Consider the following 13,486-nt stretch of genomic DNA (forward strand, 5'->3'; position numbering starts at 1 on the left):
CATGGATGCGAAGACAATGACGATGAATAGCCTGACCACACAAGACAAAGCAAAATCCCTACTCGGACGTGTCAGCCGCGACAACCTTGTGTTGTTCGGTTTGCTCGCAGGCTTGTCGACCATGATGGTGCTGTTCATCTTAATGCCGCTTTGGGCAATGTTGACCAAGAGTGTGCAAAATGCCAATGGCGAATTCGTTGGTTTGGCAAACTTTGCGACGTACTTTTCCTCTTCAAGCTTATGGGTATCGGTGGGCAACACCTTCACTCTGGGCGTGATTGTGACCTCGGTAGTAGGCGTGCTTGCGTTTGGTTATGCCTACGCGCTGACTCGTTCATGCATGCCGTTTAAAGGTTTGTTTCAAATCCTAGGTACCGCGCCGATCCTCGCGCCTTCGTTGTTGCCGGCAATCAGTTTGATCTTCCTTTTCGGTAATCAAGGTATTGCCAAAGAGATGTTGTTAGGAAACTCAATTTACGGGGTGATTGGTATTTCGATGGGTTTGATTTTCTGGACTTTCCCTCATGCATTGATGATTTTGACCACTTCGCTGCGTACTTCAGATGCCCGCTTGTATGAAGCAGCCCGCGCATTGAAAGCTTCACCAATCAAAACCTTCTTTATGGTGACGTTACCTGCGGCGAAATACGGTTTGATCAGTACGCTTATCGTGGTCTTTACACTGGTTATCACGGACTTTGGTGTGCCGAAAGTGATTGGTGGCAGCTACAACGTTCTGGCGACTGACATCTTCAAGCAAGTTGTGGGACAGCAAAACTTTGCCATGGGGGCGGTGACCAGCATTATGTTGCTATTTCCTGCGGTAATGGCGTTCGGCGCAGACCGCTGGGTACAGAAAAAGCAAAAGAGCTTATTCGATACACGCTCGGTGCCTTATCAGCCAGAACCTAACAAAGCGCGCGACAGCATTTGTTTGGTTTACTGCAGCATCATTTCTATCGCAGTGTTGGCTGTGCTTGGCATGGCAGTGTATGGCTCGTTAGTTACGTTCTGGCCTTGGAACAAAGCGCTGACGCTAAACAACTACAACTTTGCTGAAATGAGCACTTACGGTTGGAGCCCATTCTTCAACTCGCTAACGCTGGCAGGTTGGACGGCAGTGATCGGTACTGCCATCATATTTGTCGGTGCTTACTGTATTGAGAAAGGGCGTGCGTTCGGTCCAATTCGTCAGGTGATGCAAATGCTTAGCGTGGTGCCAATGGCGGTTCCGGGTATGGTGCTTGGCTTGGGTTACATCTTTTACTTCAATGATGCGAACAATCCTCTGAATGTGCTTTATGGCACCATGGCATTCTTGGTGATTAACACGGTAGTGCATTACTACACCGTGGGTCACATGACAGCACTGACAGCGCTAAAGCAGTTGCCATCGGAGATTGAAGCCACGGCGGCATCGGTGAAGCTTCCTCAATACAAGTTGTTCTTTAAAGTGACATTACCTGTGTGTTTACCTGCGATTTTGGACATTGCGACTTACTTGTTTGTTAATGCATTGACCACCACTTCTGCGGTAGTATTCCTTTACTCAACCGATACGATTCCGGCTTCGGTCTCGATTCTGAATATGGACGATGCAGGTCAAACTGGCGCTGCAGCGGCAATGGCTGTGATGATCATGATTGCTGCCGCAATTGCGAAGATTGTTCAGATGACTTTGGGTAAATTGTTAGAGAATCGCACACAAACTTGGCGCAAAAGATAAGGACACTTCGTGCAATACGTAAAAATTAAAGATTCGATTGTTGAACAGATTGAAGCGGGCATGCTATCGCCGCGTCAAAAACTGCCAGCAGAGCGTAAGTTGGCGGAGTCGTTCGATACTACACGCGTCACTTTGCGTGAAGCTTTATCACTGCTCGAAGCGGAAGGTCGAATCTATCGCGAAGACCGCCGAGGTTGGTTTATCTCACCTGAGCCATTGCGTTACGACCCAACCCAAACGTTGAACTTCCCAAACATGGCAAAAGCGCAAAATCGCGTGCCAAAAACAGAAGTGATAGCCGCAAAAGGCACTTTGGCTAATAAATTGGCCGCTCGTTTGTTGGACCTTCAGCCGTTTTCAGACGTATTTCGTGTCGACCGCGTTCGTTACCTAGAAGAGCGTCCGGTGGTTTATGTCACGAACTACATTCGACCAGACATATTTCCCAACTTATTGTCTTATGATTTATCAAACTCGTTAACCGACATTTATCGTGAACACTATGGTGTGACGTATCAAAAAATTCGTTACCGCATTTCGACTAGTACTTTGTTGGGTGAGGTGGCACAGGCATTGCGCGCGACGTCTGGTACGCCTGCAATGGTGGTTGAACGTATCAACTACAACCAACATGGCGAGTTGATTGACTGTGACATCGAACACTGGCGTCATGATGCCATCAGCATCGAGTCTGTCGCGGAGCTGAATTAATCTCTGTTTGCTGGGCATCTGTCTAGTTGGCAGCGAGCAATTTATATCTCAAATTCAAAGGCTCCATATTGGGGCCTTTGTTGTACCCAAGCACCATGAGGGGATCTAAATATCATAAACAGGAAAACGGAATGGATCTCTTGGCAATAGCACTCGTTGTATTGTCTGCGGTTATGCATGCTGGCTGGAATATTCTTGGTAAAAGCAACGCTGGTTCAGGGCTCGCGTTTACGATGGCGGCAAGTTTATCTGCTTGCCTTCTACTCACGCCCTACCTTATTTGGTATCTCTTTAACATTGGCTGGGCGACGTTGCCCAGCGTGTTTTGGGGAATGCTGTTTATCAGTGGTTTATCTCAAATCGTCTATTTGGTTGGTTTGATCGTGGCCTACAAGCACGCCGATGTGGGAGTGATTTATCCGATTGCGAGAGCACTTCCTGTAATGATGGTGGGCGCACTCACCGTCGCCTTAGGTTATGAGTTGAATGCTCAGCAGTGGTTGGGTTTCCTGCTTATTACTTTAGGTTGTGTCCTAGTTCCAGTGACCAGTTTTCGTCAAATTACTCTTGGGGAGTACCTGAATGTTGGTGTGTTTTGGGCCTTGATTGCGGCGTTTGGCACGACGGGTTACTCCGTTGTGGACAAGCAAGCACTGAATCTGCTAACTCAACAAACATCGACCATTCTTAACGACCACTATAGCGCGATTTTTTATCTAGGCGTGCAGTTTTGGGTTATGGGAGTACCGGTTTTATTGTGGTGTATTGTTTCGGGGAGTCAGCAAGAACTACAAACCGCTTGGATGATTCGCAAAAGTGCGAGCATGGCTGGCATCATGATGGCATCCACCTACGGCTTGGTGCTGTTTGCGATGACTATGACTGATAACGTCAGCCTTGTTGTGGCTTTGCGACAAATCAGCATTGTATTTGGTTTATTAATGGGCGTGTGGTTGTTGGCTGAAAAATGGTATTTCACGCGAGGCGTCGGGGTGCTGTTGATCCTGAGCGGAATCATTATGTCATTGAGCCCTTCTTGAGGTATAAGGCACCGATGTCGATTCGGTGCCTTGGCACAGCTAAATTTTTAAAATCGCAATTGTGCACCAAACATCACACCGCCAGAATCAAAATCGCTATTCTTGGCGTAGTTGTACTCCAAGTTCAAACCAAAGTGTTTATAGGCCCAAGCGACACCAGCAGCGGCCTCGCCTCCAAGGCTGGACTCATCATATTCTTTGCTCTGACCATTATTTTTAAATGTATAACTTAACGTGTAGTAAGTGACACCGCCTTTCCCGTAAAGCTCAAAGCCAGCTCCCAGAGGGTAACTTGCGTAACCGCTGAGTCGAGGTCCGCCATAACTGACATCGGTGATTTCTGTTAAGGGACTGATAAGTACGGAGCCAATGCCGTTAAATGCGCCCTTATAGCCGGCTTCAATACCAAAGTTGTGATCGAACATGTAACGGTAATATACATCACCAAGGAACATGTCACCTTCATCATGGCTATTGTTCACATCGTAACTAACATTACCGTAGCCTAAATTTGCTCCAACAACATGTTGGGTTGGTTGTGCTTGAGCCGTTAAGGAAAGTGCGGATAGTAAGCATGCAACGGCGTATTTGTAAGACATAAAAACTCCGAATCATAAAATGAAAAAACAAAACGTCATGTGGTGCGTTGGGTTAACGTAGCCTTGTCATGAACTCCGCTTTGGTATTGTCTAACCATTCGTAACGACGTCGATACATCGAACGCTTAGAACGCGACATGCCTTCGATATCACGACGTGGGGCATTTACATCGAGTGAGTAGAAATGACGGTTGTATTCGGTGCCGCCCAACTCTTGCCAGAGTGCATCGTAATCCGTTTTGATTCGTCCTTTACTGTAGCGTCGTGCAGCATAAGTATGGGATTGTGTTTTTACCGCTAGAATCGTATTCACTTCCCAAATTTGCGCGAGTAAAGTGAGCAAACTCACCATCAAGCTTTTTGGTCTTTGCCCGTAAAGTTTACGAGTTAACTTTTTAATTTTCGCGTTGTTCTCTTCACTGCTGCGTGGCCCTTGCAAGCCGCCAATCATAATGCTGCGTCCAGATTCTATGTGGCCGAGAGTAAATGAGAGCGTATAGAAGTTGCCATCCTCCGCGCTGTGTAGCACTAGGCTCATGTCGCCTTCTTTTTGGTAACGCGCTTCGTACACCAATCGCACAGAGTACAATGTCTCGTCGATTTCAAATGATGTTAATGTTAAGCCTGTCGAATCGGTATAGATCTCTTCAATGGTCTGTTTAGAAAACAGCTCTGAAATGGTTTTGTAGTGATCAACCACTAGGTTTGAACGATCGAACGCTGAGTTATTTTTGATGATGTAGGGACGAAACGGTTTTTCTAAAAATCGATGTGTACGTGTACAAAGCAACTCTAACAATGACGATTCAATATTGTCTGACAGGTGTTTAAACGCACGTTTGTAGTAAAGTGCGCGCAAGATAAACTTCGCTCTGTAGGTCCAAATTGGCTTATAGACATCAGCATAATCATCTGAGTAAATCGATTTGCTATGGTAAAAAATGGATTTGTTCGCGGTCATTTTCACTCCAGATTAACGTGTGCTCAACAGCCACAATTAAGAACCGACGGACGAGCAGCGAAGAACCCGAAAAAGGGGGAAATGCAAAGCACTACTAAAAGGGGAGGTTTTGCTGTGCCCGACGTTTATATAAGGTTTTGAACACTGTTCTTTTGTTGGAATTCTAAGAGAAAATTGACCTTAGGTATTGTATGGGTTGGTAAGGAAATGTCAGTTTGGAAGCCACTTTGAACGTTGTGATTACGAGGTAGAAAAATGCTCGTGTTGGCAGAGTATGATGCCGTGTTGCTAAGTTAAAGTGAAATGAGTTGAACAAGAATTGAACGTTATTTGAAATTATTTTGACGTGTTTCTGGTCTTTATACGTACCTTATAAATATCGAGCCAATTTAGGCCCGATATAAAGGTAAGTAAGGAGAGGTTTATGAAACGCTTAATGACTTTAGCAAGTATGATTGCTCTGACTGCTGCACCTTCTGTTGTTTTTGCTGGTGGCTATCAGTGGACAAACGATACCGAAACGATCCATGGTGATGTTATGGATAGCAAACAAGCGGCTTATGAAATGGGTCGTGACATGATTCAGAACTATCAAAGCAAATCACCAGGTCAGCTTCGTGACGAGTTTACAAGCCTTACAGAGTATGTTGATCGCCAGTCGTTTTCTATCACCGACTCAAAAGTCATGGTGAATGAGTTCTTGCAAAGTGACGGGCAAGTTGTATACCAGCCTATTCTCAATGTTCAATACGAGTACCGCATGCGTGAAACCGGTAAATACTAACCAGTAAGACGGTCTCGATTTTCCGATAATTTATATCCTTGCTGTTTGTTTTGGGGAGCGCTGCTCCCCATTTTTGTATTCATTGATAGCAGAAACTTCCACTCTCTCAGCGCAACATTTGCTATCGCTCAGCGTTAGATATTCTTGCTCGTTGATTGTGCTCATCGTTTGTAAAGTGTTTGCGGAAATGGATGTAACGCACTAACGAGGATACCCGATGACACATCATTCATATTGGTTCAAGAAGGCAATTGAAGCTGAGCAACCAGAAACGCCGCAACCGTTACAGCAGAACATTAATACTGACGTTGCTATTGTCGGTGGCGGATACACCGGACTTTGGACAGCGATTATGATTAAGCAGCAATCTCCTGAAAAACAGGTGGTTGTTATCGAAAAGGGCTTGTGTGGCAGCGGGGCATCTGGCGCGAATGGCGGCTGTATGCTGACATGGTCTACCAAGTTCCCGACGTTGAAACGGTTATTCGGTGAAGAACATGCTGTTTGGTTGGTAAAAGAGTCGGAACAAGCGGTGTTGGAGATTGACGACTTTTGTCAGCAATACAATATCGATGCGCAATTATCGTTAAAAGGGGTTTATTACACCGCAACCAATCAGGCTCAGAAAGGTGGAATGCAACCAGTTGTCGACGAGTTACAACGGCTAGATGTGAACAGTTGGCGTCGTTGCTCGGTGGAGGAACTGTGTGCTAATGCGGGTTCACCTCGCCATATTGCAGGCTACCACTCTCCGGTTGCTGCTAACGTACAACCCGCCTTACTTGCGCGAGGGTTACGCCGTATTGCTATTGATCTGGGTGTAGAAGTTTATGAGAACACGCCAATGACGCGTCTAGATTATGGAAAACCTGCCACCGTCTGTACACCTAAAGGAAACATTCAAGCGCAGCAGGTGGTGTTGGCATTAAATGCATGGATGGTGGAGCAGTTTAAACAGTTCAAAAACAGTATCGTGGTGGTCTCTTCCGACATGGTGATCACCAAGCCGCTTGGTGATACTTTGTCTCAATCTGGTTGGCAAGCGGGTTCGAGTGTGTTGGACTCACGCATCTTCGTACATTATTACCGAGATACGCCAGATGGCCGTTTGATGCTAGGTAAAGGCGGTAATCAGTTCTCTTTCAACAACCAAGTTGACGCGATGTTTAACAAGCCGACGCGTTATCAAACGCTACTAAAAAAATCATTCGACAACCTTTTTCCTCGCTTAAAAAGGGCTGAATTTGAGTACTCTTGGACTGGCGGTTCGGATCGCTCCGCAACTGGTTTTCCTTTCTTTGGACAATTGGATGAGCAAAGTAATGTCTTTTACGGGTTTGGTTATTCAGGTAATGGCGTTGCCCAAACTCGAATGGGTGGAAAGATTTTATCGTCGTTGGTGTTAGGGCTAGATAACGAATGGACGCGAAGTGGTTTAGCGCAAGGACCGCTTGGGTATTTTCCACCAGAACCAATACGTTGGCTGGGAGCAATGATGGTACGAAATGCTGTTCGCCGAAAAGAGGAAGCGGAAGACAATGAGAAACATCCGTTTGTTTGGGATAAATGGCTAGCGAAACTCGCAGGACCAGCAGGCAAAGCGGATAAGCTCGACTAAACTGAAGACTTTAGCCACAAACGAGACAGTTTGCAGTGAAAGTCATTGGGGGGCGATGTAGCCTTGTGTTAGCCTCTGTCTTTCAAGCTCAGATTTAAAAGGTGAGTAATATAATGAAAGTATTCAGCAACTTCGATAGCGGCAGCATTCACGTAGTGAAAGCGGACGACAAAAATGACATCCAACTTAAAATCCCTAATGACAATATGTCGGAATTCTACCAGTGGTTCCATTTCCGTCTAGAAACCGAAGCCGAGCAGTCGCACACGATCAAACTGCTTGATTTGGCTAAGTCGGCTTATCCAGAAGGGTGGCAAGGTTATGATGTCGTAGCGTCTTACGACCGTGAAGAATGGTTCCGTATACCAGCAGAGTTCGATGGCGACACGCTGACTTTCACTGTTATCCCTGAGCGTAGCTCAATTTACTTCGCGTACTTTGCGCCTTACACATACGATCGTCATTTAGACTTGTTACACATGGCACAAAGCGCGCACCACTGCCAACTAGAAACACTAGGCCACACATTAGACGGCAATGACATGAGCTTGCTAACGTTTGGTGAGCCGGAAGAAGGCAAAAAGAAAATCTGGATGATTGCACGCCAACATCCGGGTGAAACCATGGCTGAATGGTTCATGGAAGGCATGATCCAACGTTTACTGGATGAAAATGACACGGTTGCGCGTGCATTACTGGAAAAAGCAGTGCTTTACGTGGTACCAAACATGAACCCAGACGGTGGTATTCGTGGTCACTTACGTACGAACGCGGTAGGCGTGAACTTGAACCGTGAGTGGCAAACTCCGTCTATGGAGAAAAGTCCAGAAGTCTACCTTGTGCGTCAACGTATGCTGGAAACGGGTGTTGACATGTTTTTAGATATCCATGGTGATGAAGCGATACCGTATAACTTCGTCGCTGGCTCAGAAGGTATTCCTTCTTACGATGAAAATCTTGCCGCTTTAGAGGCATCATTTAAGCAAGCGCTACTGACTATTACCCCTGAATTCCAAGATGAGATTGGTTACGATAAAGATGAGCCTGGTAAAGCGAATTTGACGGTGGGCTCAAACTGGGTCGCGGAGCAGTTCAAATGCCTGTCGTACACGATCGAGATGCCATTTAAAGACAACAACAATCACCCAGATCCACTTTATGGTTGGTCACCAGAACGCAGTGTATTATTTGGGCAAGATGTCTTAGCTGCAACGCTTACCGTGGCGGATAAAATCTAGTTCGATAACTTAACGTCTGTTCATTATTTCGAAAACAGCTCATTTTAAATGAGCTGTTTTTTTATGCCTTCGATATCCATTCTCTCCTGTAAAAATTTGTTGCCATTCACAGGCTTAAATGTCGATTCTTAAATTTGAGAATATGGGTTTTTATGGTGATTTGCGTCACAGAAAACTGGCTATTTTGTGATATTCTCCGCAACGAATTGACTATGGCTAAACCAACGCAACGAGACTTTATTTCTCGGTTGGGTATGCGGATGAAGCTCATGAATAGATGGTCTTGAGGTTATCTTTCTCCGTTTTACGTCATTGGCGTTTGAATATCATTTTTTGATTCTTTCCTACGCTATTTAGCTATTTCTGTTCGAAGAAAAGAGAAAGTTACGGCTTCATATTTTACGGCAGTATGCTGCCTCGATGTGTTGCTTTGTGTACAAGAAAAAGGAAAAGAATAATGAAAAAAATCGCTATAGCAGTGGCTACTGTACTTGCTGGTGGTGTGATCTCAAACGTTGCACTTGCTGACACTTACATGGGCGGTAAAGTAGGTTACAACTCTCTAAATGATGCGTGTTACCTAAACGAACCTTGTGACGACGACAGTTTTGCAGCATCTATGCACCTGGGCTACAGCTTCAACGAGTACGTTGCAGCAGAGTACGGTGTTGATTACCTTGGTGACTTCACTGCAAACTTCAAAAAGCCGGGCCTAAACACCGTTGACGGTGATCTTTGGGCGTTGACGCTTGCTCCTAAATTCAACCTACCGCTAACGGATTCTTGGAATCTATTCGCGAAAGTTGGTGCTGCATACATGATGGCGGGTGACGAAAAAGATTTCGTACCAACAGGCTCTCTAGGTGCTGAGTACAAAATCAACTACAACTGGAGCCTACGTGCTGAATACCAACGTTACCAAGATATGTCTGATGACGTGATTGAAGATATGGATTCAGATTTCTTCGGTATTGGTTTTAACTACAAGTTCGGCTCTGAGCCAGTAGTTCAAGAAGAAGTGGTTGAGGAAGTAGTAGAAACACGCCCTGCAACACGTATTGTTGAGCATGTTTACCCTGCTCAAACAACAGCGACAGTACAATTCGACCTAGAAAGTGCAGAAGTGAAAGATGCATCGACCCTTTCTGGTACCGTTGAGCTGATGAACACTTACCCACAAGCTCAAGTTGAGATCACGGGTTACAGTGATACGACGGGTTCTGCTGCGTACAACCAGCAACTTACAGAAAAACGCGCGAAAGCCGTTGCTGACGAGTTCCAAGCAAAAGGTATTGCGGCTGAGCGTATGACAGTGAAAGGCATGGGTGAAGCTAACCCAGTAGCAAGCAACGAAACACGTCAAGGTCGTCAAATGAACCGTCGTGTTGAAGTAGTTGTCCCTGCGTTTGAATACCAAACCACTGAGAAAGCAGAATAATTCCTGCTTAAGAGACAGTTCCAAAAGCCAGCGTGTATCACGCTGGCTTTTTTGATCCCGCTTAACAAACTCAGCACTTTCATCAATTTGTCATCACCAGTTCATACCATGGCTGCCAAGTATTTGGGAGAGTGTTATGCAAAGTTTACCGCCGCTTAATTTGCTCCGAGCGTTTGAAGCCACGGCGCGATTACAGAGCTTCACTAAAGCCGCAGAGGAGCTAAATGTGACCCGTGCGGCCGTCAGTCAGCAGGTGAAATCGCTAGAACTGCAGTTAAATGCAACATTATTCGAGCGCAAGGGTACGCACCTTACGCTGACCAGCTCAGCAAAAGAATACTGGCCTGTGGTTAACCATGTGCTTCAAACCTTATCAACCTCGACCCATCATTTATTTACTCGCCCACAGAACAAGCAAATTACCTTACATGTCGCCCACAGTTTTTGCTCGCAATGGCTAATGCCAAGGCTGGCCGATTTTCAGCGTCAATTTCCAGATGTTGCCTTTAAGATCTCGACAACCGCGAATACGGTTCCAAACGCCAGTGCGATAGCAGATATAGAAATTATTAACGGAGATGGCGATTGGCAAGAACAACAAGCTATTCAGCTTACCCAAGAAAACTGGATCGTTGTAGCAAGCCCCGGCTTTATTCAGTTAAATCCGATTGATGACCTCACGAAGCTGTCTCAAACACCTAAAATCTGCACCGGCGGTTATCATGAATCTTGGCAGGTATGGTTTGCGTACCAAGGTTATCAAGGCAAGGTGAGCAAAGTGATAGCCGAATTTGAACATTCATTGCTTGCTATTCAAGCTGCAACCAATCAACTTGGTATATTGCTGGTGAGAGACTTTCTTGTTGAGGATGAGTTACAACAAGGGATATTAGTACAAATCGGAGATTGGCGTATGCCCAGCTCCGGCGCACACTATATGATGGTTAGAGCATCAGAAAAGTCACACGTAAACACCTTTGCCCAATGGTTAATACAAAGCCTTTGATGTTTTACGGTCTATTTTTACAGCGGTACTTATTCTTGCGATTTACCTAACAAAATGCGCGGTTTCTTATAGGGTCAGTCAACCTTCTCTAAAAGCTTTGAGTGTATGATGAGCTAGCTTTACGTTATCTGATGCGCACTTAATCCACACAGGATACTGTTATGGAAACAATGCAAGGCGGTAGAGAAAATGCCATCTATCGAAAAGGGAATTTGATATCTCGTCCTGTCAGTTATTGGACGATGACTATCCATCAGCTACTTACCTATCTTCATTCACGAGGCTTTACGGCATGCCCTAAAGCGGTTGGTATTGAAAAAGGAAAAGAGTGGGTTAGCTATGTCGAAGGAGAGACTGACAACTATCCATTGATTGGCAACATTGCTTCTGTTTCCGCGCTCCAATCTGCGGCAAAAATGTTACGCGATATGCACGATGCATCTGAGGGTTTCCTTAAGCAATATCAAAATGAAACGCTGCACTGGATGCTGCCACCACGAACACCACAAGAGGTGATTTGTCATGGTGATTTCATGCCATATAACGTGGCACTCCGTGGAGAGTTTGTCGTTGGTGTGTTTGATTTTGATACGGCGCATCCGGCGCCAAGAGTTTGGGTTGTCGCTTTTTCGGTCTATGGTTGGGCACCATTTAAAACCGATGAGCACGATAAAATGGGCTGTTTGGAGCAACAAATTCAGCGTGCAAAACTCTTCTGTGACGCTTATGGGTGTTCGAGATTGGAACGGGAAGAGCTGGTGGAGGTGATGACACATCGACTCTCCGCGTTAGTTGATTATATGAGAGGGGTCGCAGCTCAAGGTGATGATAGGTTTCAAGCGAACCTAGAAGATTGCCATCATACCGCTTACCTCAACGATATCAAGTACCTAAGAAAACATAGACAAGTCATCACCCTAGGACTTTTAGGTTAGGGCTGGGTGATATCTTTAATGACATTGAATAACCACTGGTTTATCGGGGCTCGCTGTTGTGATCGACGACAGCTCATCACGTAGCGAACATCAAGCTCTAACCCGCCAGGAAGCGCGATACTTCGGCAGCCCTTAGGCACATGTCCACTCATGGTTATACCAAAATGATCCGTTTGTAGGAGCACTTTTTGAATCATCGCAGGGTGTTCAATTTCTACCTTAGGTGTGGTTCTGAACCCCATATGATTGAGCCTTTCCAACAACGGGTATCGGTAGTCGTTCCATCCCGGCGTTTTGAAAAGTAAAAAGGGGTAGTTTTCTAGCTCTTGGAAATGTTGAGCGGGATGCTCATCTCGAACAAAAAATACTGCTTTTCCTCGACCTAGTTCGTTTTGAATAATTGACTGCGGAAGATCCTCATCAAAATAATGAATCGCAATAGCGTTTTCACCCTCAGTTAATCGCTTTTTCGCGTTGCTCCCCCAACGTAAACAAGCGAACTTTGCTTTTGGGGCGTGTTTTAGTAATTCTAAGTAAAACTTGTCACCAAAGTAATCCCAAAACAATGTGTTCGCATAAATAGTGATCGAGCCGTCAAAATTAGCGGGTGAAAAACTCTGTGGTTTGATGGAATCAATACTGGTGAGGATTTGTTCAAAGTGTGGCATGTTCGCTTCGACAAAAGCGGTCGGCTCAAAGCCATTTTTAGTCTGAATGAACAAAGGATCATCGAGCTGCACTTTCATTTTTGTCAGGTTTTTGCTGATTGATCCGGACGTCTTTCCGAGTGAATCTGCCACCAATCGGACGCTACGTAACTCATACATCCGTTTTAGTACCAATACGTTGTGAATGTCCAGATTAATGCTCATACATCGTCTCATTTGTCTTCTGCCGAGAAATCATATCTCTGGATTGCTGAACAAAAGACAACGTTCGGTCAATTTAAGCATGCTGTCGTATCTTATGGTTTATTGAAGGCGACGGTGGACAGCAAATATGCTTGGTCATATCAATTTAGTTGTTTGGATTTCCATTTGGTAAATGATGACTTTCCTCGTATGAACACGTTTCTGTTGTTACAGTTTTTTCATCGAAAGAAAGTAAGAACAAAAACAGAGGTGACGTATGAAAAAATTAATCGCACTTGGTTTGATGGTTTGCTCAACAAACATAGCATTAGCTGGCGATGGGTCATACACGGGCACGATTGATATGACGATGGCTATGAAAAATCAGGTCGACGTCGAGCGCGCAGATTCTCAACTGACGCTGAAAGGTCGAAATGAAACGGCCTATGGCGGGGTAATCATCCAAACGGATGCTGCTACACAAAAAATTGAACTTCGTGGTCGACGTGATTAATCGAACATGTTGTTGTTAAGAAAATGCCGCGAATATCGCGGCATTTTTTATATTTTGAGATAGGT

Annotated in this window: 13 protein-coding genes; 10 read left to right on the top strand and 3 right to left on the bottom strand. The window is 45.2% G+C overall.

Annotation, left to right across the window (positions count from 1 at the left end; genetic code table 11):
• Position 1: 1 nt before the first annotated feature.
• The 3 genes from OO778_RS21785 (at position 2) to OO778_RS21795 (ending at position 3,477) form a co-directional block, all read left to right on the top strand.
• Positions 2-1,726 (top strand): putative 2-aminoethylphosphonate ABC transporter permease subunit, encoded by a 1,725-nt coding sequence (locus tag OO778_RS21785; RefSeq protein ID WP_264911653.1) that lies wholly within the window; start codon positions 2-4, stop codon positions 1,724-1,726.
• Positions 1,727-1,735: 9 nt separating this feature from the next.
• Positions 1,736-2,437: a phosphonate utilization transcriptional regulator PhnR gene (gene phnR, locus OO778_RS21790; RefSeq protein ID WP_258488399.1), complete on the top strand. Its 702-nt coding sequence runs from the start codon at positions 1,736-1,738 to the stop codon at positions 2,435-2,437.
• Between the two features lie 131 nt (positions 2,438-2,568).
• Positions 2,569-3,477, top strand: a complete 909-nt coding sequence (locus OO778_RS21795) for an EamA family transporter (protein WP_264911654.1) — start codon at positions 2,569-2,571, stop codon at positions 3,475-3,477.
• A 47-nt stretch (positions 3,478-3,524) separates the two neighbouring features.
• On the opposite strand, the gene OO778_RS21800 is transcribed toward OO778_RS21795, so the two are convergent.
• Entirely contained in the window at positions 3,525-4,076 is a 552-nt protein-coding gene (locus OO778_RS21800; RefSeq protein ID WP_145534312.1) for a porin family protein, read from the bottom strand.
• 52 nt (positions 4,077-4,128) lie between these two features.
• The gene (locus OO778_RS21805) at positions 4,129-5,037 is read right to left on the bottom strand and encodes a VirK/YbjX family protein (RefSeq protein ID WP_005395337.1); all 909 of its coding nucleotides are present in this window, start codon (positions 5,035-5,037) and stop codon (positions 4,129-4,131) included.
• 424 nt (positions 5,038-5,461) lie between these two features.
• Here OO778_RS21805 and OO778_RS21810 point away from each other — a divergent pair, with 424 nt between their 5' ends.
• From OO778_RS21810 to OO778_RS21835, 6 genes are all read left to right on the top strand, one after another.
• The gene (locus tag OO778_RS21810) at positions 5,462-5,821 is read left to right on the top strand and encodes a DUF3316 domain-containing protein (RefSeq protein WP_005395335.1); all 360 of its coding nucleotides are present in this window, start codon (positions 5,462-5,464) and stop codon (positions 5,819-5,821) included.
• A gap of 217 nt (positions 5,822-6,038) precedes the next feature.
• Positions 6,039-7,439 carry an FAD-dependent oxidoreductase gene (locus OO778_RS21815; protein WP_264911658.1) on the top strand — a complete coding sequence of 467 codons (1,401 nt, stop codon included), beginning with the start codon at positions 6,039-6,041 and terminating at the stop codon, positions 7,437-7,439.
• Between the two features lie 113 nt (positions 7,440-7,552).
• Positions 7,553-8,677 carry a M14-type cytosolic carboxypeptidase gene (locus OO778_RS21820; RefSeq protein ID WP_005395332.1) on the top strand — a complete coding sequence of 375 codons (1,125 nt, stop codon included), beginning with the start codon at positions 7,553-7,555 and terminating at the stop codon, positions 8,675-8,677.
• A gap of 457 nt (positions 8,678-9,134) precedes the next feature.
• The gene (locus OO778_RS21825) at positions 9,135-10,115 is read left to right on the top strand and encodes an OmpA family protein (protein WP_257080982.1); all 981 of its coding nucleotides are present in this window, start codon (positions 9,135-9,137) and stop codon (positions 10,113-10,115) included.
• A 136-nt stretch (positions 10,116-10,251) separates the two neighbouring features.
• The gene (locus OO778_RS21830; RefSeq protein WP_264911660.1) at positions 10,252-11,121 is read left to right on the top strand and encodes a LysR substrate-binding domain-containing protein; all 870 of its coding nucleotides are present in this window, start codon (positions 10,252-10,254) and stop codon (positions 11,119-11,121) included.
• 161 nt (positions 11,122-11,282) lie between these two features.
• Entirely contained in the window at positions 11,283-12,056 is a 774-nt protein-coding gene (locus OO778_RS21835) for an aminoglycoside phosphotransferase family protein (RefSeq protein WP_264911661.1), read from the top strand.
• Here OO778_RS21835 and OO778_RS21840 read toward each other — a convergent pair.
• The gene (locus OO778_RS21840) at positions 12,053-12,928 is read right to left on the bottom strand and encodes a LysR family transcriptional regulator (protein WP_264911663.1); all 876 of its coding nucleotides are present in this window, start codon (positions 12,926-12,928) and stop codon (positions 12,053-12,055) included. The two genes, OO778_RS21835 and OO778_RS21840, sit on opposite strands and share 4 nt — an antisense overlap.
• 256 nt (positions 12,929-13,184) lie before the next feature.
• Between OO778_RS21840 and OO778_RS21845 the strand changes: the two genes are divergently transcribed.
• Complete coding sequence (locus tag OO778_RS21845) at positions 13,185-13,421, top strand: hypothetical protein (protein ID WP_264911665.1); 237 nt, start codon at positions 13,185-13,187, stop codon at positions 13,419-13,421.
• Positions 13,422-13,486: the final 65 nt, after the last annotated feature.

The organism is Vibrio sp. STUT-A16, assembly GCF_026000495.1.
GTDB lineage: Bacteria > Pseudomonadota > Gammaproteobacteria > Enterobacterales > Vibrionaceae > Vibrio > Vibrio diabolicus.